This is a genomic window from Paenibacillus sp. NMA1017, from assembly GCF_058895805.1.
The window spans coordinates 144,257-165,289 of sequence record NZ_JBZXYR010000001.1; the positions used below are offsets into that span (position 1 = coordinate 144,257).

The 21,033-nt window shown below is 42.0% G+C and carries 18 protein-coding genes; 3 read left to right on the forward strand and 15 right to left on the reverse strand.

Going from position 1 to position 21,033, the window contains the following annotated elements:
- Positions 1-8: 8 nt before the first annotated feature.
- From AC5ELV_RS00650 to uxaC, 3 genes are all read right to left on the reverse strand, one after another.
- A complete protein-coding gene (locus tag AC5ELV_RS00650) occupies positions 9-1,013 on the reverse strand; it encodes a LacI family DNA-binding transcriptional regulator (protein WP_493428761.1) in 1,005 nt (334 codons plus the stop codon).
- A gap of 87 nt (positions 1,014-1,100) precedes the next feature.
- Positions 1,101-2,501: an MFS transporter gene (locus AC5ELV_RS00655; protein ID WP_493428762.1), complete on the reverse strand. Its 1,401-nt coding sequence runs from the start codon at positions 2,499-2,501 to the stop codon at positions 1,101-1,103.
- Between the two features lie 173 nt (positions 2,502-2,674).
- Positions 2,675-4,099, reverse strand: a complete 1,425-nt coding sequence (gene uxaC, locus AC5ELV_RS00660; protein ID WP_493428763.1) for a glucuronate isomerase — start codon at positions 4,097-4,099, stop codon at positions 2,675-2,677.
- A gap of 518 nt (positions 4,100-4,617) precedes the next feature.
- Here uxaC and alsS point away from each other — a divergent pair.
- Positions 4,618-6,321, forward strand: coding sequence for an acetolactate synthase AlsS (alsS, locus tag AC5ELV_RS00665; protein WP_493428764.1), 1,704 nt, complete (start codon positions 4,618-4,620; stop codon positions 6,319-6,321).
- Between the two features lie 163 nt (positions 6,322-6,484).
- Positions 6,485-7,231, forward strand: a complete 747-nt coding sequence (gene budA / locus AC5ELV_RS00670; RefSeq protein WP_493428765.1) for an acetolactate decarboxylase — start codon at positions 6,485-6,487, stop codon at positions 7,229-7,231.
- 591 nt (positions 7,232-7,822) lie between these two features.
- On the opposite strand, the gene AC5ELV_RS00675 is transcribed toward budA, so the two are convergent.
- The 9 genes from AC5ELV_RS00675 to murI all read right to left on the reverse strand — a co-directional run bounded on the left by AC5ELV_RS00675 (position 7,823) and on the right by murI (position 17,351).
- Positions 7,823-8,431 (reverse strand): TIR domain-containing protein, encoded by a 609-nt coding sequence (locus AC5ELV_RS00675; protein ID WP_493428766.1) that lies wholly within the window; start codon positions 8,429-8,431, stop codon positions 7,823-7,825.
- 68 nt (positions 8,432-8,499) lie between these two features.
- Complete coding sequence (locus AC5ELV_RS00680; protein WP_493428767.1) at positions 8,500-10,371, reverse strand: SLOG domain-containing protein; 1,872 nt, start codon at positions 10,369-10,371, stop codon at positions 8,500-8,502.
- Entirely contained in the window at positions 10,368-10,913 is a 546-nt protein-coding gene (locus tag AC5ELV_RS00685; protein ID WP_493428768.1) for a TIR domain-containing protein, read from the reverse strand. The genes AC5ELV_RS00680 and AC5ELV_RS00685 overlap by 4 nt, the downstream gene beginning before the upstream one ends.
- A 22-nt stretch (positions 10,914-10,935) precedes the next feature.
- Entirely contained in the window at positions 10,936-12,297 is a 1,362-nt protein-coding gene (locus tag AC5ELV_RS00690) for an AbeC-like domain-containing protein (RefSeq protein ID WP_493428769.1), read from the reverse strand.
- 170 nt (positions 12,298-12,467) lie between these two features.
- Positions 12,468-13,448 carry a S8 family peptidase gene (locus AC5ELV_RS00695; RefSeq protein ID WP_493428770.1) on the reverse strand — a complete coding sequence of 327 codons (981 nt, stop codon included), beginning with the start codon at positions 13,446-13,448 and terminating at the stop codon, positions 12,468-12,470.
- A 204-nt stretch (positions 13,449-13,652) separates the two neighbouring features.
- Complete coding sequence (locus tag AC5ELV_RS00700; protein ID WP_493428771.1) at positions 13,653-15,047, reverse strand: MATE family efflux transporter; 1,395 nt, start codon at positions 15,045-15,047, stop codon at positions 13,653-13,655.
- Between the two features lie 74 nt (positions 15,048-15,121).
- Positions 15,122-15,544, reverse strand: a complete 423-nt coding sequence (gene fosB, locus AC5ELV_RS00705; protein WP_493428772.1) for a metallothiol transferase FosB — start codon at positions 15,542-15,544, stop codon at positions 15,122-15,124.
- Between the two features lie 14 nt (positions 15,545-15,558).
- Positions 15,559-16,407 (reverse strand): phosphotransferase, encoded by an 849-nt coding sequence (locus tag AC5ELV_RS00710; RefSeq protein ID WP_493428773.1) that lies wholly within the window; start codon positions 16,405-16,407, stop codon positions 15,559-15,561.
- A gap of 89 nt (positions 16,408-16,496) precedes the next feature.
- Complete coding sequence (murI, locus tag AC5ELV_RS00715) at positions 16,497-17,351, reverse strand: glutamate racemase (protein WP_493428774.1); 855 nt, start codon at positions 17,349-17,351, stop codon at positions 16,497-16,499.
- 240 nt (positions 17,352-17,591) lie between these two features.
- On the opposite strand from murI, the gene AC5ELV_RS00720 reads away from it, so the two are divergent.
- A complete protein-coding gene (locus AC5ELV_RS00720) occupies positions 17,592-18,218 on the forward strand; it encodes an FMN-dependent NADH-azoreductase (protein ID WP_493428775.1) in 627 nt (208 codons plus the stop codon).
- A gap of 142 nt (positions 18,219-18,360) precedes the next feature.
- Here AC5ELV_RS00720 and AC5ELV_RS00725 read toward each other — a convergent pair whose 3' ends face one another.
- The 3 genes from AC5ELV_RS00725 to AC5ELV_RS00735 form a co-directional block, all read right to left on the reverse strand.
- Positions 18,361-18,870 carry a hypothetical protein gene (locus AC5ELV_RS00725; RefSeq protein ID WP_493428776.1) on the reverse strand — a complete coding sequence of 170 codons (510 nt, stop codon included), beginning with the start codon at positions 18,868-18,870 and terminating at the stop codon, positions 18,361-18,363.
- A 173-nt stretch (positions 18,871-19,043) separates the two neighbouring features.
- A complete protein-coding gene (locus AC5ELV_RS00730; RefSeq protein WP_493428777.1) occupies positions 19,044-19,199 on the reverse strand; it encodes a hypothetical protein in 156 nt (51 codons plus the stop codon).
- A gap of 710 nt (positions 19,200-19,909) precedes the next feature.
- Positions 19,910-20,995, reverse strand: a complete 1,086-nt coding sequence (locus AC5ELV_RS00735; protein WP_493428778.1) for a lactonase family protein — start codon at positions 20,993-20,995, stop codon at positions 19,910-19,912.
- Positions 20,996-21,033: the final 38 nt, after the last annotated feature.

Sequence of the window (21,033 nt, forward strand, 5' to 3'; positions counted from 1 at the left end):
AACGAAACTTAGTGTGGTCTGCCTGCCGTTGATTTCCGCTTCATGAGCGCGGTCTCCATAAATATGAGCTCACCCTCATTAGACGGTGACTGAATTCGTTCCAGAATGCAAGCGGCTCCGCGCTCGCTAATTTGCTCAATTGGTCTTTTGACCGTCGTTAACGGCGGGGTCGTATACATCGAGAAACCGATATCGTCAAAGCCAATGACAGAGATATCGTCCGGTACCTTCAAGCCGTTTTCGAATACCGCATTCATTGCCCCAATAGCCATATCATCATTAGAGCAAAATACCGCTGTCGGTGGCTCCTGCAAGGAAAGCAGTTGCTTCATTGCTTGGCTTCCGCTTTCAGTATCATAATGACCTTGCACGATATATTCATGTCGAATCGGCTTACCACTATCAATCAGCGCATTCATAAAGCCCTCGCGGCGTTGCTGGGTAGACTTGAAGCCTTCTACTCCTTCGATGATCGCAATGCGTTCATGCCCACTTTCAACGAGAAAGGAGACTGCTTCATAGGAGCCTTCCTTATCATTTGAAATCACATTTACAATCCCCGCCCCGGACACCTGCCGATTCAGTACAACAAGCGGAATACCTTGACCGAGCACATGATAAATAAAAGGGTTGTCCGCCTCGCTCTGGCTCATCAGAATGATACCATCAAAACGCTTGCGGTGAATGGCCGAAAAATCGGCGTAATCGTCAATCCCTCGCACAAACAGATTGTAATCCACCCCGATGACATGATTAACTCCACGGATGGTATCCGCAAAAAAACTGGAGCTGGTGCCTTCAGAAATACTGGTGAAAAACAGGCCAATCGTATGCGAGCGCTGAAGAACCAGGCTTTTGGCATTAAAATTTGGAATGTAATTGAGTTGCTCTGCCAACTCCATAATTTTGCGTTTCGTATCTTCTTTAATCAGCGGGCTGTTATTGAGCGCCCGGGAGACGGTTGTATGGGAAACATTAGCCAATTTGGCAATGTCTTTAATGGTAGCTGCCATATACGTATCCTTTCCTTAGTGAGGCTCTAAAAAAATTATATACCCACCATACCACAGGAGCCGCCCGGAAAAGAAGACTTTCACAAATTATACGCGGTTATCCGCATGTCGACGCTGTAACTCTTGAACCATTTCTGCATGTCTGCTGTCCGTCAGCTTATACATTTTACCGATGACCAGCATGGCCAAAGCCAAAGCAACAGCCGGATAGAGACAAAGCAAGGCTTTGATCCCAAGCAGCGTTCCAGAGGACTGAACCACATTCGGAACATACCCGATGAGCGCTAGTCCAATACCCGATAGAAAGCCAGACAAGGATTGAGCCAACTTACGTGAAAAGTTAAATAACGAGTAAGTAATCCCTTCTTTACGCTCCCCAGATGACCATTCGCCATAATCAATGATATCGGACACGAATGCCCAGGTCACCCCGTTAGGAATACTAATACCAATGAACGAAATACTGGCCAGGATTGTAAAAATATATACATTGGAAGGCATAAAAAAGTTAATGGAGTCGGCAATGACACTAACCAGCATCCCCAGTATGGCTGTTTTTCGTTTACCGAAGCGCCGTACCAGCTTGGGCAGGAACAACACACCCAGCAACGACGAACCAATAATAATAAAATTCATATAAGCCATTAATTCTACATGCCCCAAGTTATATTCGGCAAAATAGATCAGCAATGCGGACTTAATATTGTACGCGGATATGGTGAAAATCGTCATCAAAACGAGTACCAGTAAAGGCTTGTTATTCGTAAAGGTATGCACGATAACGCCTATAGATAGCTTCTCTTTTGGTCCCGACTGGCTAATAATACGTTCTTTCGTTCCTCGGTAACATATGATGAAAGCGATCACACCAATGAGTGACATAATCCCCATCACAACCGGATAGCCAACATGATGGTTAGGAAACAGTAAAATAAGTGGCATGACAACGACACTGGTGACGAATAATGCGCCCAGCGATCCCGCTTGACGGAAAGATGACAATGAGGCACGCTGATGAGTATCCTGCGTAATGGCGGCGCCCAGCGAGCCGTATGGAATGTTTACAATAGAGTAACCGATCCCCCAGATCATATAGGACGCATAGGCGTAAATGAGTTTGCCTGTGGGTGAAATATTCGGCGAAATAAAGGTAAGAATCGTAAGAATTGCAAGGATAACGCTTCCAACGATAAGAAAAGGTCTAAATTTTCCACGTGTACCGATATGTTTGCGGTAATCAACAAAGGACCCGACAATGGGATCACAGACGGCGGCAAACAGCTTGCTGACCAAGAAAATGCCTGCGGCGGCTCCTGCAGAAACCCCAGCTACATCTGTAAAAAATTTCAGCAAATACAACTGCCCCAAATCAAACATGAATCCGTTTCCAAAGTCACCCATACCATACGAAATCTTTTCTTTCAGGCTAATAAGCTCGCCTGTCTTGTTGTCAGGTTGGACGCTCTCCTGCACGATAGGCACTCCCATACCTACACACTCCTCTATGTTTGTAATTATTTTCACATAATTAGTTCAGGATTTTGCAAAATCCTCAGTTGATAACTATTTTGTTTTCAAGGGCTCTTGCTGGAGTTTTGAAACAAGCTCCTGGCAAGAGCCCTTTCTTATGAAGTTAGTGAGTTCTCACCTAGGCAATAACTTCACTTACTATGAACAACCGTTGGGAAATTAAAATATTGCTCAGCGTTATTGTAGCAAATGTTTTGTACCATGGCTCCGAGCAGTTCCAGATCCTCAGGCGCCTTACCCTCCTGAACCCACGTTCCAATTAAGTCACAGAGTATACGGCGGAAATATTCATGCCGTGTATAGGATAGGAAGCTGCGGGAATCCGTCAGCATACCAATAAAGCGGGACAGCACTCCGTAGTTAGCCAGTAGCTTCATCTGCTCCTGCATACCTTCGATGTGGTCGTTATACCACCATGCCGTGCCAAACTGGATTTTCCCTACAGTTCCACCAGATTGGAAGCAGCCTGCGAGACTTGCCAGTACTGGATAATCAACCGAATTAAGCGAATACAAAATAGTTCTCGGTAATCCTCCTGCCAGCTCCTGTGCGTCCAGCAATGCCGCCAATGGACGTGCGATCGAGCCATCATTTACGGCATCGTAGCCTGTATCCGGTCCCAAATGACGGAACATAGCCGTGTTGTTGTTACGCAGCGCGTGAATGTGATATTGCATTGCCCAGCCATGTTCTGCATACTGTTTTCCAAGAAAAACCAGAACGTACGATTTATATTTCGCCTCCTCTAAAGGAGTCACATGATCTTCTTCCAGCGCCTTGCTGAATATGGCTGCTGCTTCCTCCAGTGTCGTTTCTTCATAGACAACAGTATCGAGCGCATGATCAGATACCCGACCTCCGGCAGCATGGAAATGGCGCACCCGGCTCGCCAGCGCATTCAAAAATCCTTCCAGGCCAGAAACATCCAGTCCGCTGACTTCACCCAACCGAGCCACCCAAGGCTGGAAAGTTTCACGATTAATTTCCAAAGCTTTGTCGGGGCGGAAGCTTGGCAGCACTGCCACTGGGAAATCGGTCAGCTTGCTGATTTGTTTGTGGTATTCGAGATGGTCCGTCGGATCATCCGTGGTGCACACCACAGTTACCTTCGAGTTCACAATCAGATCACGTGCGCCAAAGCCCTTTCCCTGTAGCTTTTGGTTTACCTTTTCCCAGATCACAGGTGCGTTCTGTTCATTCAGCAGCTCATAGACACCAAAAAAACGTTGAAGCTCTAAATGCGTCCAATGGTACAACGGATTGCCGATTAGTGTAGGTACGGTTTTGGCCCAAGCCAAAAACTTGTCATAATCTTCGCCATCCCCCGTGATCAATCGTTCCTCAACCCCATTGGCCCGCATAAGTCTCCACTTGTAATGATCTCCGTACAACCAAGCTTCCGTAATATTCTTGAACGCTTTATTTTCATAAATTTCTTGTGGACTTAAATGACAATGATAGTCAATAATCGGCATATCCTTGGCGTACTGATGGTACAAGATTTCAGCCGTTGGATTGCTCAACAAAAAGTTTTCGTCTAAAAACGCTTTAGTCATTACTCTCTCATCCCTTCTATAATCGTGTTTCCTAATAAATTGTTAACGTTAACAAAAATGCTTGTACTGTACTCGTTTTTCAATAATAGCATTCTCCATCACATAGCAGGTCTCGTGATTAGACAAGATAATATAGCTATAATACGATACCTGTACATCATTTCAAGTTGGATTACTTCACCTTAAATTTAATGTTTACGTTAACAACAATTACATTGTAACCGCTATCCTTTGTGGAGGAAAGTGATTTTTATCATGTGAGAGGACAAAAAAACCGCCTTCCACCCTTTGGAGCAGATATGTTCTATATTTTCTCGATGACTAATACCAAAAGAAAATTCTACAATTTTTAATTTTCCCCGATAAATTAAACTTTGAAAACGTTTTATGTATTTTTCTCTTTTTTTCAGAAAATTTCTTTCTTGAAAATACCAGTTATTGCATTATAATTGTAATATACATCCATTGTTTTACATTGAAAGTATTTCATTGGTTTATTTCAAAGACGAAAAGAAGAGGTGGTAGCATTGAGTACCAAAGTTCAAGCTGTTCAAACTAAAACTAAATCCGATACAAAAGGAGCCGACCTTGTTGTCGATTGTTTGATCAAGCAAGGGGTTACGCATATTTTTGGCATTCCAGGTGCCAAGATCGATTCTGTTTTTGATGTTCTTCAAGATCGGGGTCCAGAATTGATCATATGCCGTCATGAACAAAATGCTGCCTTTATGGCCGCTGCAGTCGGTCGATTAACTGGAAAGCCGGGCGTATGTCTTGTCACCTCTGGCCCCGGCGCATCCAATTTGGCGACAGGACTTGTCACCGCGAATGCAGAGAGTGATCCTGTCGTCGCCATTGCTGGTGCAGTCCCAAGATCAGAACGCCTGAAACGCACGCATCAATCTATGGATAACGCCGGACTATTCGAACCCATCACCAAGTACAGTGTAGAAGTAGAACATCCTGATAGTGTACCGGAAGCAATTACTAATGCATTTCGGATTGCGACCTCAGCCCAGCCTGGAGCCACCTTTGTCAGTCTGCCGCAGGACGTGTTGACTTCGTCATCTGAAGTAACAGCTATTGAGAAGATCTCCCTTCCCCAGCTTGGAATCGCACCAACCGGAGTCATCAAACAAGTCGCAGAACAAATCAAAAAAGCCAAACTGCCTGTACTCCTCCTCGGTATGAAAGCCAGCACGCCCGAAGCCACAGCAGCCATCCGTGCACTGATCAGAAACACGGATTTGCCTGTAGTTGAAACTTTTCAGGCCGCTGGAGCTATTTCCCGGGAGCTGGAAAGCCACTATTTTGGAAGAGTGGGCCTGTTCCATAATCAGCCGGGTGACATGCTTCTTGGAGCGGCAGATCTGGTACTGACGATTGGCTATGATCCTATTGAATATGATCCAAAAAACTGGAACATTCCTGCAAACCGAACCCTCATTCATCTGGATGATCATCAAGCAGATATTGATCATGATTATCAACCTGATTACGAGCTTATCGGGAATATAGCCCTGATTGTGAGTGGCCTTGCAGAAGAATTGCCTACCTTAAAGCTACCTAAAGCCTCCTGTGACCAATTAAATCGTCTTCGTCATGATCTGAACGAGCAAGAAGCTGTTCCTGTACACAGTCATGACTATCTGATTCATCCATTACAATTTATTCGTACATTGCGCAGCCTGATCGACGATAATGTCACTGTCACCTGTGATGTTGGTTCACACTACATTTGGATGGCACGATATTTCCGTTCGTATGAACCGCGTCGCCTTCTATTCAGCAACGGGATGCAGACGTTAGGCGTAGCACTTCCTTGGGGGATTGCTGCTACACTCGTCAACCCCGGTCAAAAAGTCGTTTCTATTTCCGGAGACGGAGGATTTCTTTTTTCATCTATGGAGCTCGAAACCGCCGTACGTCTTAACTCACCGTTAGTGCATATCGTATGGAGAGATGGTACCTATGACATGGTCGCATTTCAACAACAGATTAAATACGGAAGAACTTCTGGTGTAAAATTTGGAGATGTTGATGTAGTGAAATATGCCGAAAGCTTCGGGGCCACTGGATTACGCGTGCACTCTCCTGAAGAACTGGAAAGTGTATTGCAGCAGGCACTTCATACCGATGGTCCTGTGGTTGTCGATATTCCGATTGATTATCAGGATAACATCCAGTTGGGACGTAAACTGCTGCCTAACCAATTAAACTAACCTTAACCATGCCTCACTCGTGACGGCTTTATGACAATTATGGAGTATAACGTTTTTTTTTATGATTTTTTTGAGTTATTCATGTTATTTACTGAAATTTTACGTTTATTATTGAAAAAGAAAGAAAATAAATGTATACAATTACAAAAGGAAGTGTATTGCCATGACCGTTGCACAATTGGAAACCAAGCAAGAAACTGATCATGATATTTACCAAACGTCCACCATGCTTGCTTTATTAGATGGTCTTTATGACGGAGTCGTTGCCTTTGAGGAGTTGCAAAAGCACGGGGATTTCGGAATTGGTACATTTGATCAACTGAATGGCGAGATGATCGCGTTCGATGGTGAATTTTATCACTTGCTTCCAGACGGTACGGCCCATCGCGTAAAACCGGAAGAAACCACACCTTTTTCCACCGTCACCTTTTTCCAGGAAGATTTCACATATACTATTGACCGTCCCATGCATCGTGAAGAGCTGGAAGCTCTGCTGTTAAAGCTGTTTCCAAGTCGTAATCTGTTCTATGCCTTCCGTATGGATGGCACTTTTCGTGAAGTAAAGACACGTACCGTGCCTCATCAAGTGAAGCCTTACAAACCTTTTATTGAAGCAACCAAGTCACAGCCTACCTTTACTTTTAATGATGCTTCTGGGGTGATTACAGGTTTTTGGACACCTGCCTATGCTCAAGGTATTGGGGTAGCCGGATTTCATCTGCATTTTATTAACGATGAACGCACTGGGGGCGGGCATGTCTTTGATTTTATCGTCGAAAAGTGTACCATCCGCATTTGTCAAAAATCCAATCTACACCTGGTCCTGCCCGATACCCCGGATTACTTGAAGGCCAACCTGTCCAGAGAAAACCTGGAGAAGGAAATCGCCGTTACCGAGGGAGCACAGTAATCACAGCGTAAAATTCAGCAGCTCTATCAGTTTTGTTTATACATGAAATTGTACCTCATGCAGAACCTAAAACTAAAAGATCACAGCTCGGAAAAGAGGCTTCATGCTCTCTGGCTGCGATCTTTTTTGATATACAAATTCAAAAAATATACGGTGCTGCTTTAGCTCACGCATTGGTCTACTTATGCCTCGACCTGATCCAATTTATTTGCATAGATTTAAATTAGGATAACGCCATACCCACGCTTTTTTTATAATATGCAACCGCTTCTCTCCCTAAGCCCAATGCATCATACGCCCAAGCTGTCTGATACCACAGTTCTGCATCTGTTCTAATGCCCTCAAAAGAAGCTTTTGTGCTTCCTCTGCTTGCCCTGTGCGTCTAAGCTCGCCAGCTTGCGCGATGATATCGTTCTTGTCAGATCACTCGTTTCGATATTAGCCAATATTAAATAAACGTCCTTAATAACTCTCACTAAAATAGTTTTAATTCTAAAATCTAATTATTTAAAAGTTGTTTCTACAAGTGCAGTTGTATAGAAAGATAGTATTTTCCTGTCTACTTAGTAATGTTACAGTTATTCAACTGTTTCATCTTGTTTTAGAAATTTTATAATTTCGAAGTTTTTTACTTTTATTATAAGCATTATCAATATATTTATTAGGATTATTAAAAAATTCCTCTTCATTTACTAACGAAATATATGAGCCTTGAAGAGCATCTGTATTTTCGCATACTTCACAGGTATACTCCTTTGGATCTTGATTAAAGCGATTATTAACAATAATGTCATATAGGTATTCATTATTTGTTTGTATCGCTGTATGTCCATCGTGGTTAGTAGTTTTTGGTCTAAGCCAAGAGTAGTCTCCATTATGCTTCATGACTACTCCAAAAACACCATTAGTACCGGATTTTTTATCCCCTCGTTTAATTTGCTTTAATGAATATTCAATTTCCCAATCAATCCAATTACTATTTTTGATATTCGGGGAAATAACAACTATTGTGACGGATGTCGAGTAAATCATATCCTTTAACTTATCTTTAATATAATCAGTGGTCTGATCAGAAAAATCAGGAGAATCGCTTGTTTCACCTTGATAATAGTTTGCATCTTCTCCTAAAGACTCAAGAATACGATCTCTGAGTTCTCTCGCTTCAGAATACTTATATGAAATAAAAGTTTTATAAGCCATATTTTATTCACACCTTTTTTGAGTAAGAATACTTACTTGAATATTAATGTGCTCCACTTAATTACAAATCAAAAACCTAATGATTGTAAGATTTCATCTGCTAACGACCTGAAGTCTAAACTTGTAAGTAGCTTTTTATTCTGTTCTTCAGTTAATGTATTGATTGGATTATTTCCCTTTTGTATAATTTCTTTCGCCATTTCTGAAGAGCGTCCGCCTACTGACCCAATAATAAATGCGGGTATCCCTTTCTGTTGAGCCAATTCTAATTCCTCATCAATCCCTGGTTTAATGTGTGTATGTTGCTTTCCACCGAGCAAAACAATACCAGCTACTTCCTCGTCTGAGATCATGGCTTGACGCATAGTGGTTAAACTTTCTGTACGATCGTTGTTAACAATTTCGGTTGCATATACAGTTGCTTTATTAGTTATTTCGTTAATAGTGGCTTGAGTAACAAAGTACTTTGAAATATACATATGGACAGCATTTATATAATCTTTCGGGCGCTGCCTTCTGGCCAAGTCTAATATCATATGTTGAAAGGTAGGGTGGCTTCCAAAAATAATAGTCCCTCCTTTATCTAATACTGCTTTAGCAATGCAAAAAACTGCATTTATGAGTTGTTGCTGGAACTCCGGTTCATAATCTGGAAATGCTCCAGAGATGATAATTCCTTTTTTAGACAACTCTATTTGATCTGATGATAGATATTTTTGAAGTGATGTTACATATCCATCAATTGAATCTACACAAATAGGTTCCCTGGAATATGTTGAATTTAATGATATATTTGGACCAAGTAGCAGGCCCGAATCAAAGTGGTATCCAAAATCCGGGTGTAACTGAAAGCCAAGGTCAGAAATTAATGGTTCAAAACTGTTTCGGTCTATAGTTTTCGGATTTCTACCAAATAATTGAAGAACATGACTCAACGAACGCTGATAATACTTAAATTCCCTCTTGCTTCTAGGGATTTCCACCCGATAGACCATATTTTTTTTATTAATAGGAAACAGTTTGATTTTATCAGAACTTGCAAGCTGTTGAAGCCTATTAAAATGATCTATAACGCTCATAGCATTATTTCTGCTAATCTGGAACGCCTTGTGAATTATGTCATCGATAATATTTGATGGCTGTTGAAGCCCATCTATATCCAGATATTCAAAATTAAAATGTGGACTGTCCCCTGGCAAAACATTAAGCCTTGCTCGTTCGGATGGTGAGCCCACCTTTACCCAGACTATAGGTAGATTTAATCCCAAAGCGATTTGTAATTCCTTCTCGACCCACTTTGATTCTCCGCACAGAGGAGTATCAATGAATATAACAGCATCACTTTGATACAAATTATTTTCTATTTCTTGCTGCGCATTTTGTCCTACTTTAATGCTAATTAAGTCCCTAAAAGCTTCCACTTCGTCGGCACGTCTTCTAAATTCATTGTAAAATTCCGCCGCTATCTCTTCCCCATCTATTCGTCGATGACTTATGAAGAGATCCATGCGATCTACTGACATGGTTGGTTGTATTTTAGACATAATCAACCGAGTCAGAGCAAAAGCAACTGTATCTATATTGCTATGAGTTAATCTTCTTTGCCGCAATTGATCAACTACCTCAAAACTCTGAATATGAGAAATAAGAGTAGCGGGAGCTCGCGATTGTTCATATAAAGATACTGGAATAATAGCACAGTCTCTGTCCAATGCATGACGTAAAAGCGCCAAAATATTTTCAGAATATTCCTGATCCTGATTATTGAAGATAACCAATACTTCATCAGGTTGTAATGAAGCTGAATGTATATGCATAGCCGTTTTAAGACTTCTTACATCTGTGTATTCTTCTAATTCGGAACGGAATTTATGGTAAAAAGCGTTTGCGACTGGATCATCCCCGATTGTAAGGTTGGGATTTATAAGGATTGCACTCATATTCCCCCCTCCACTTTAAATAATTTCTTATAAATTATCTCCGCAATGTCCTTCGCACTGTACTCCCTACCATCCAGATATGACCATTGATTCGTAATTTCGCTGATATTTGAATCATCCAGTAATACCAAGAGCAAGCTGGTCTTCTGTTCCAAAAGTTGTTTTGACCTTATGCCGCCCCATTCTACTTGGGTCCACTTCTTTTCTGTATATGAAGCCGAGTGAAATACCACTGTATATTTACACTGATTAACATATACATCTGTTAGATATCTGTATAAGTCATTTCCCCATATTTGGGCTACCTCATCCTTGTCATAAAAATACCGAATCTCGTATTTCCTAATATGATGAAGTACCATCTCTACAAAAGCACGATCTTCGTTTGCGAATGACAGGCCAATATCATATTTTTTATCCTGCTTTGAATTCCGTTCTGAAGATTGTACTGACGCGGATACTTGTTGTCCAACAACACTACTATTTTGTACAGTTCCACCTGTAATCATGACCCCATTATTAACTATAGAACCAAATTTCATAGCCTACACAGCTCCTTCAAATTTAATTTCTCATTTGTTCGTTCACTTTTACAAACGTATTTTGAAAAATTCCTTTACCAGCTATTTGAGAGTTGTTAATCTGTCCTCCACTTGCAACCATAACCCCATTATTTACAATCACATTCTCTCGTGCTTTAAACTCTCTTGTATCCACATTAACTTCTTCAAGGTACTCGAGAATACTTTGTAAGAGCCTTTTCTCTATTCTTTTTCTATACATATCCACGTCCGATTCCTGAAAGAAATTATGCAATTTATGATCTGCTGCAAGTTCTCTTATGCTCTTTCTAGCGCCATAGTTGAAAATTTGATTATGTTTAATTTCCGTACGGGTCATCTCTTCTTTATAAGATTGAGCTACAAATTCTTTAAATCCTCGTATAACACCACCAATAGATTTAAAAAGCCCTGTAAACGTTGGGATTATAGAAGAAAGAATGCTTTTTATAACAAAAGGCACAGGAATATCAGAACCATGCTTATCTATTGCATAAAATTCTTTTTTTAAAGGAGGCAAAAGATAATTCTGCATTTCAACAAATAAGTTTTGCGCAGTAAAATGCACTCTGAAAAACGTTGTAAATACAAAATCACCATCCCATGCTGTTATTTGAACTGATTTGTAGAAACGAATGTGTTCTTCTTCTAGTTCAGTGTATTCTTGCAAATATTTTGCATCAATTTTCCTTTTGGGAGAACTCATTTCTTTCTCTAGGAACCTTGAATCATTCCTAATCTTACTGCCATCTACATAAAGAGCATTTGAAGTAGTCATGTGAGAGATACTCAACTCTTTCATCTTGCTATCAATGTATGTATACAGGTCAGCGTTGTTAAGTTTAATATATTCATCCGAGTTTTTAATTTTTGTTTCTGCTAAAAAAGACCATCCTGATAAGCGATTACCAGCTCCTACAAATGGCGAATCCCCTCCGAAATAGATTACGTTGCCTTCCTGATTTATCTCCTCCATTTTTTTTGAAAAATCATTCCCTATCTCTTTAAGATCAGGTGCTTTATCACTTGAAATATTTTTTGAAGAAAGCTTGTTTGTTACATACCAGTAAGGGTATATTCTAAATCCAATGTTAACTAGAAAGGATAAGAATAACGGCCAAGAAAGCAATAAATCTGTGAAAATCGCCGTAACAAACCATCCCAAAAGAAATAATAAGGCGCAATCCATAAAAAAGTCCCGTTTTTTTGCCTGTATACATTGAGCTGCAACTTTAGCAATATCTGTTCCATAGCTAGGAGCTACAAAGCAGTAACGATTATAAACGATTTGCTCTAACACCTTTTGCCGAAAATTTCGATCTAGTTCTGCAGCAGCACACAAATAACGCGTTATTCCCGTTTTCATTAGTTATTTAGAACCCCTTTTCAAATTTATACAAACTTTAGTACTATATCATTATGTTGAAGTATGTAATATTTTGTCAACCTAAATTTTCTTCATAAGATAAATTTTTGCACAAAAAAACGACCCTCCCTTTAGGAGAGCCGCTCTATATCCGAAGTTGAAGTCACGGTTTATTTAACTTTCAATGATCCTGTAGTTAGTATTCCCGCTACACGCTGTGCGTCGAAAATACGAGAGAGCTCCTCCACTGCTGTCAAGTACAGTAGACCATTGCCCTCCAGCTTAGGAGAATTGCCGAGTGGAATCGTGCGTTTGATGAGTTGTGCGTATAATTCCGGTTCGGTGAGATCACGCTCAAAGCTCGCATTCGCCAGCTGCTTAATCAACGCCAATGCACCTGCTACGTGTGGAGTAGCCATCGAAGTTCCGCTAAAGGTCGCATATTTGCCGCCCGGCACGGTGGACAAAATATCTTCTCCCGGTGCAACCAAATCCACCTCATTATTAGAATTACTGAATTCTGAGGCGTGCCTGTCAAAGTTGATAGCACCTACGCTAATCACTTCATTATAGCAGCCGGGGTAGCCGAGCTCGTCCGTTCTGTCGTCACCGTCTCCCTCATTTCCAGCTGCACAGATGACTAAGATTTGGCTAGCTACAGCCTTTTTTACTGCTTCATGAAGCTCTGGGACATCCTCAGGACCGCCAAGTGACATCGAGATGATATCTGCCTTTTGCTCAATCGCATAATAGATGCCTTGAATAATCCAGTCATATTGACCGGAGCCCTGCTTGTTTAGCACTTTGATGATGAGCAGGTCTGCCTCTGGAGCAACACCCACGACACCATCTGCATTTTCTGCTGCCGCAATGGTCCCTGCCACATGTGTACCGTGACCGTTGTAATCCTTGAAAATTTCCGGATTACCTTGATCATCATCCGTGAAATTCCGGCCGCCAACAATGCGCGCCTTCAAATCAGGATGGTCCGAATCACAGCCCGTGTCCAGCACCGCCACCTTCACGCCTCGGCCTCGAGTCTGGTTCCATACCGCTGGAGCCTGAATCAGCTCTACACCTCGCGGTATTTCATTCACTTGTTGCTCCTGCTTGATCACTTGGTAAGGAATGATATGCACTTTACGTTCCATTCTATTCCCTCCTTCATGGATTCAATCGGAAACCACCCGTCTTTGAAACTCTGAAACTTTGAAAACCTCTACTACATTCGAGGTTACTATATTCTAGCAATTTTTGAAAAGTTTGAACATCCCCATTTTGCTTATTTTTGTAAAAAAACAGACATCCCCCAATTCGCTTGGAGAATGTCTGTTGTAGAATCTCTTCTTTCAGCCTTAGACTGATTCCGCCTGAAGCTCAGCCTTAGATAACAGCGACTTGTGCTGCCACTTCCGACCTTTCCAGCGTAAATAGTGAAAAATACCTCGTACCCACTCATCGCAGGCATGTGCAATCCACACACCCAGCACACCATATCCCATATGAATGCCCAGCACATATGCTAGCGGGATTTTAATCCCCCACATTGAAATAATGGCCATCATTAACGGGAACTGAACATCTCCCGCTGCTCGCAAGGAGTTAATGACCACGTGGTTGAATACACGGCCCGGCTCCAGCAATATACAGAACAGCAAAATTGCTGCCCCCAATTGAATAATTGCTGGCTCATCCGTAAAGATCGCCATCACTTCATATCGGAAAAAGGATACTGCTACGATCACCAAAATTGTAATGACCAAAGACCATTTCAGGCTTCGTAAAAGTTGATGATACGCCTTTTCCTTGTCTCCTGCTCCAATCAGGCGGGCAACAATAATCTCCGTCCCCTCACCTACAGCCATTCCAAATACCATAAAAAAGTACACAATTGTATTCGTATAAAAATGGGTTGCGATCGCCGTTGTACCCATAAAGCTGACAAACCGGGTCACCATCATTTGGCTAAGTTGATAAGACAACCATTCCAGCCCGGCAGGAATACCAATCTTCAGGATGGCTACCAGCTTACTCCATTGAAGCTGTACATAATACCGGATGCGAATCGGCGCACTTACACGCTTGTACAGCAGTAAAAAAATCCAGACACATGCTACAGCACGGCTAATAACCGTTGAAATCGCTGCACCCGCCACTCCCATCTGCGGCAGACCAAACCAGCCATAAATGAGCAGCGCATTCCCCACGATATGCAATATATTCATACCAATGCCCACGATCATCGTGTCTTTAGTAAAACCATGCGATCGAATAACCGGACCTGCGGTTAGCATAAGCGCTTCCAGAAACAGCGAACCCCCTGCCAGCATCATATAAATCTCTGCATTTTCCTTTATCGTCGGGGTAATATGGTAAAAGGATAGCAAAAAGTCCCGGCTCACAATAAACATCAAACTCAGCGCCAGACCAAACACCAGATTAAAGGTTAGTGCCGAAGCCGTAACACGGCTTGCATCCACATGCTTTTGCGCCCCCAATAGCTGAGCAATGATCACACCTACACCAAGACCAAGCAGATTGAACAGTATAATTGTAAATTCAATCAACTGTCTTGATACACCCACAGCCGATACAACCTCATCAGAAACATGGCTTAGCATGAACGTATCCACGCTACCCATCAAAATGTGAAACAACATCTCTATAAAGATCGGCCAAGTGATTGCAAAAACCGTCATCGTTTTAACGACTTGTGCTTGCTTGGAACCGTTTTCTTGAGACAATGACATCCTTCCGTATTCCTCCTAAATGCGACCCAATTATTACTTAATACCTACACGTCAATATCGATAATAACACTTACTCAATCATAAAAAGTCATATGCTTTTTTTCATTTTTATAATATTGCAGGCGATCCTGCAATTGTCCTGTATGGAATTCAAACTTATGTCCGTCTGGATCTGTAAAATAGACCGACCTTTTGTCCTGTTCATTCCGCTCTCTTCCGGGCAAAATGGGGACATTGAAAGTTCTCAGCTTGTTGAGCATACTCTCAAAATCAGCTTCCGCTATCGAAAATGCAATATGCGTATAAGAATGATGAATATCATTTCTTGGAATATCCTGCTCCACATTGAGAGCCAGCCACATTCCCAAACAGTCTAGGTAAGCCAACTTACGTCCTTTGACGAGCAGTTTTCCATCTAATACATTCTGATAGAATTGTATAGACTTCTCCAAATTAGACACCGAAAAGCAAATGTGATTCCATCCTTGTATGCTCATGCTTCCTATTCCTTTCAGCGAACCCTGTTCAGCCAGTAGTACCATGCTTCTGTATACTGGTCTAGATCTTCCGGATGATGGCGAATGCAGGTAGCTATACGAAAGTATAATCCCAGTAACACTTCCCTGTTCAGCTCGTATTCCCCTGTCATCTCCGGCCCAAGCTTCTCTAAGGCAGGCAAAATAGTATCGACGGTCAGCCTATCCGGTGAAGAACAAAAGGCGTATATCAAATCGTACAGAGGCTCTCCCACGACTGGGTCAGGATCGATAATGCCTGTCAACGTACCATTTTCGGCAAACACAAAATTATGTACTCCAAAATCGCCATGAAGCAAATATTTAATATTCTGTTGCGGCGATCCGGCCACAAGGGTATGGACGAACCGATGATCTTCTGGGGGTAAAACGTCTTGTATAATTTTTTCGGATTCTTTCGTTCTGTGCAGCAGAAAATCTCTCCATTCCACAAACGGATGATCCGAATAACCATAATGCCGTTCCTCACCAATAGGCTTGTAGTGCGAGATCACCTCCGTTGCCAGACGAAGCAACAAATCGCTTTTGTTGCGTCCATGATACTGTGTGAGCCCTGACCTAAACGTGTATACCAAATAACGGTGCAGCGGATCTACATAAACCAAACGCGATAGTTTCTCAATCTGTGCATAGGTATGTAAGAATTCCGCCTCGGCTTCTACGACAGCGGGATCATTTTGCTTAATCACGTATCGCGGCTCAGTTCCGTCCATGACAACAACCACTTTGCTCGAAGTTCCACCGGTCAGCGGTTTGAGATTTAGCATATGGCTTTCAAGCACGCCTGTCTCATGCAGCTCATTCAGGATCAGTTGAACATCCATTACACGCCTCCCTCCATGCGTCTGATCCACAATGCGGCTGGCGATTTGGATATTTCATTAAGATCCCACGTTCACCAGCCGCTCTTCTTTTAAAAATAAATCTTTTCATGCTCCGCATAGATTTCAAGCGCCCGCTCCATTTTATGCACATAAGCCTCATCCTGACTAGAACATAGAAATGTAATGTGTCCCTCCTGCGATGGACTGGATTTTGGCGAAGGTTCCAGCAAATTACGCTCAGACAACACCTGTTTCAACCGTCTAACTGTTCCCTGACTCCCGTCAATTAACTGAATATGAGAAGGCAGTAGTTCCCTTAGAATTTCCTTATAAAAAGGATAATGAGTACATCCCAAAACCACCGTACCATATATGTCGAGATTGAACGGAGACAGCTCACGGTTAAAATATTCGGACATTTCTGCCCGGTCAAAATTTAACTGTTCGCAATAATGTACTAGCTCCGGCAGAGGTAATGAGTCCACGCTCCCATGATCGTCAACTCTGGATACCAGCGCTGCATAACAGGATTGTTTCAACGTCAATGGTGTAGCTAACACCAGAACTCTTTTACCATTGGCTCGGTTCATCTCGACCGCTGGCTTCACTGCTGGCTCCATACCAATAATCGGAATAGGATATTCCTTTCTTAGCTCCGCAACTGCGATACTTGTAGCCGTATTGCAGGCAATGACCAATGCCTTAACATCTTCTTTAAGGATCGTTTGTACTGAAGCCTTGACATAACCAAGCACCTCTTGAGGAGTTTTCGTCCCGTAAGGCACATGAAGCGTATCCGCCATGTATACAAAATTTTCGTTTGGCAAACGTCTTAGTGCCTCGGACAATACTGTAATTCCACCCAATCCTGAATCAAAAAAACCTATCTTCAAGCTACTCACCTTTTTTCGTTCAACTATTGTGCCATATCTTACAGGCACCATGTTCATTTTCTTCTTCGCCTACTCAAACCATTCTCTTCATTAGACTTTACATTTAAATTTTACCGCAAAACTGATATTTTGCAAAAGAAACACGTAAAATTTACAGTGTAAAAAATAAAGTAGCTTTTCAAAGTAAATTTAATATAAAAGTGTTGACAGATATTATCTTTATATTGTAATATTACGTGGTAACTTACTAACTTAACTTACTTATTCAACATACTTAGGGGGAAATAAATCATGTCTAAAGTATTATTTGTTAAAGCTAATGATCGTACAGCTGAGGAATCTGCAACAGTTAAATTGTATAACGCCTTCGTGGAAAGCTACAAGTCTTCACACCCAACTGATGAAATCACTGAGCTGGACCTGTTCTCCGTCGAGCTTCCTTATTTGAACGCTAACATGATTAACGGCACGTTCAAATCTGCTAGAGGCATGGAGCTGAACGCAGAAGAAGCTCGCCTGGCAAACATCGCTAATGGCTACCTGGATCAATTTCTGGCAGCAGACAAAGTCGTATTTGCTTTCCCGCTCTGGAACATGACGATTCCAGCTGTACTGCATACGTACATTGACTACCTGAACCAAGCTGGTAAAACATTCAAATACACTGCTGAAGGTCCTGTTGGTCTCGTAACTGAAACTAAAGTAGCCCTGTTGAATGCAAGAGGCGGCATTTATTCCGAAGGACCAGCTGCTGCAGCTGAAATGTCTTTGAACTACATGAACAACATCTTATCCTTCTTCGGAGTGAAAGACATCGTGAAAGTTGTTCTGGAAGGACATAACCAAGCTCCAGATCAAGCACAAGAAATCGTTGCTTCTGCCGTACAACGTGCAGTGGACACAGCAAAATCGTTCTAATCATATATTATGAAGAGAAGAGGATATCCGCGCCCTATATGGGCTGGATATCCTCTTTTTTGTTATAAAGTATAAAAACACGTGCTCTCCTGATCTATAATCAAGTGAAAGCACGTGTTTGTAAAATGAGGTTACTTCTATTTTAAGGAATGAATTGCTGCACGATTTTTACAACTTTACCCTCACGAAGCGTAACATGGTATGGAAATTGACTGAGGTCTAGAACGTCCTTTTTAGCAAAATCTTTCTCAAACTGTGCCAGCGAAATCGATTCGTTCCATTGCACGTCTGTATCTTCTATGTTACCCGTGTGATCATAAATCTGCACCTCTACCGAAGCATCTGGTGCAACCTGATACACGTCATTTTGCACAGAATTGTTTACGATGTAGTAGCCATCCGGAGCTCCATCCAATCCTGTATTTCCTTCATGTTCCAACAATGCTTTGTCTGCCGCCGCGCCTTCATACCATTCAATCGGGTCTGCCGACAAATAAATTTGTCCGTCACGAATCTCCATTTGGTTTATATATACGGTCTCCTGATTTTCAGCAGTTGCTACAGGCGTGTAGCCTTGCGCTGTTGCCCCCGCCGTCGTAATCAGCATCATCATTAAAGCCAATACGGTCCATTTCGAAGCTAGTTTCATCATGTCTGATCTCTCCTTGCCGTTTGGGTATGTACACGGTGTCTGTAAGCTTCATTACCCTTGTGTACTTATCATAAACGTTGCACGGTTAAAAAGTGTATCAGATACATAAAAAATAAGTTACGATTTTTTAAGACTTGGTCTTAAAACTTGATAACATGTCCTATTTATCTTTGCTATCTTAACAACCCGACCTGACGTGCCTGTTCTTCGGTGAGAATAAACTCTTCATTTTGCCATACTTCGTCGTCTTTGGTTACAGCAAACATCCCCATGATCTCTGTCCATATTCCTTTGTCGACGGCTTCCTTTTGAGTAATAATAATTTTCATGTGAATCCCTCCATTAATACTCTTATCGGTCTGTGCGGCCCACTACGCAAACAGATGGTTTCTCCGATCGCTGTTGGAACCTGATTTTTTGAATTATATTTTTAATGGTTAAAATCAGGTTCCAAAGGCGAACGCTACCGCTTCTCCGAAATCCATCTGCCCGCTTCGTTACTCAGTTCATCTCTACCATCCTTGTGAAGTTAGAGGCTTGATCTCTATACTGAGCCTTAAATTAAACTTCCATTTAAGAAATCTTCTAATCCTTATATTGAATTTGCAATGCTTGTCCTAGACTTGCATTAGGGATCATTGTTCTGCTTATAACATATGTACCCTTTTCCTACCGATATTATTCGTATCTTATTTGTAACCTTAAAATTTTATATTATTTTCGTAGGTAATGACTTCTTTAAAAATAAAGAGGTCATAAAAAGAAAAACGCCCGCAGGTTTAAAACCTACGGTCGTAATTCTCAAGATTTTTTTTATATTTGATTAATCCAAGTAACCTTAAAAGTTGCCAAAAGCACCAAAGCAGCGGAGAGGACGGAATCGTTCTGAAGAAGCGGAGCGTTCGCCTTTGCCCCTGGATTTCTACCCTTGAACATACAAACAAGAAATCTGGGGGCAACAGCGATCGGAAGAATGATCCGTTCTCGTAGCGGTCACTACCCGTATACTGTTACTTATTCATCCAGCCTCTATCAAACTTTATACAGAAAAGTAAAAAGGCTGTACGCATACTGGCTTGGACACGGTTACTTGTTGCCCGGTGTAGGTCAAGCGTCCACTTGTCTTGTCCACTTTGAACGTAACGATGTTGTTGGTGTCGCGGTTGGCCACGAGCATATGGTCACCATTTGGAGTCAAAGCAAAATGGCGTGGATGCTCTCCTTCGGCAGGTACATGCTCAACCAAGCTCAACTTGCCAGTTGCTCCGTCTACAGCGTATACCACAATGCTGTCATGCCCGCGGTTGGACCCGTACAGATAAGCTCCATCCCCCGAAATCGCAATTTCAGCAGTTGTGTTTTCACCTGTAAAGTCAGACGGCAATGTCGGTACGCTCTCAAGCTCAGTGAGCTTGCCAGCCTCTGCATCATATGCAAAAGAAGTAATGGAAGAATCCACTTCGTTAATCACAAAAGCAAATTTACCATTCGGGTGAAACGTCAAATGACGTGGACCTGCACCTGCATGGGTTTTTGTTTCACCATGAAGCACCAGTTGTCCTTTGCTGTCATCAATAGTATAAACGCGGATCAGATCCAGACCGAGATCTTGTACGAACAGGAAGCGGCCATCTGGACTAAAGAAACTGGAATGTGGATGTGGACGATCCTGACGTTCAGGATGCGCTCCTTTACCCTCGTGCTGTTTAACATCCAACAACTCACCGATACGTCCGTCCTCAGTCAGAGACACTAGTCCCACCATACCTCCGTGGTAGCTGACTACAATAAGGTAACGATCAGACGGATCACGCTGAATGTGGCAAGTTGTTGCACCCACGTTTTCCGCACGATTCAGCAATGTAAATGTTCCTTTAACCGGATCAATTTCGAAAGCAGAAGCTTCGCCTACCTTCGCTCCAGCAGCAGAAGTCGTCTCTCCAATGGAGTACAGCTTCCGATTTTTGACGTCCACATTTAGGAATGTAGGATTTTTCAAGCCGGAGAACTCATCCTGTAGTGTAAGTGCTCCTGTCTGTTCATTAAAAGTGTACGAATATACTCCGTTACCTTCCAATTCGGCGTAAGAGCCTGCGAATACGAGCAATTTTTGTTGTGCTGTCATGGTTGTGTCCTCCTTGGATTAAAAAAATGATGGGCAAT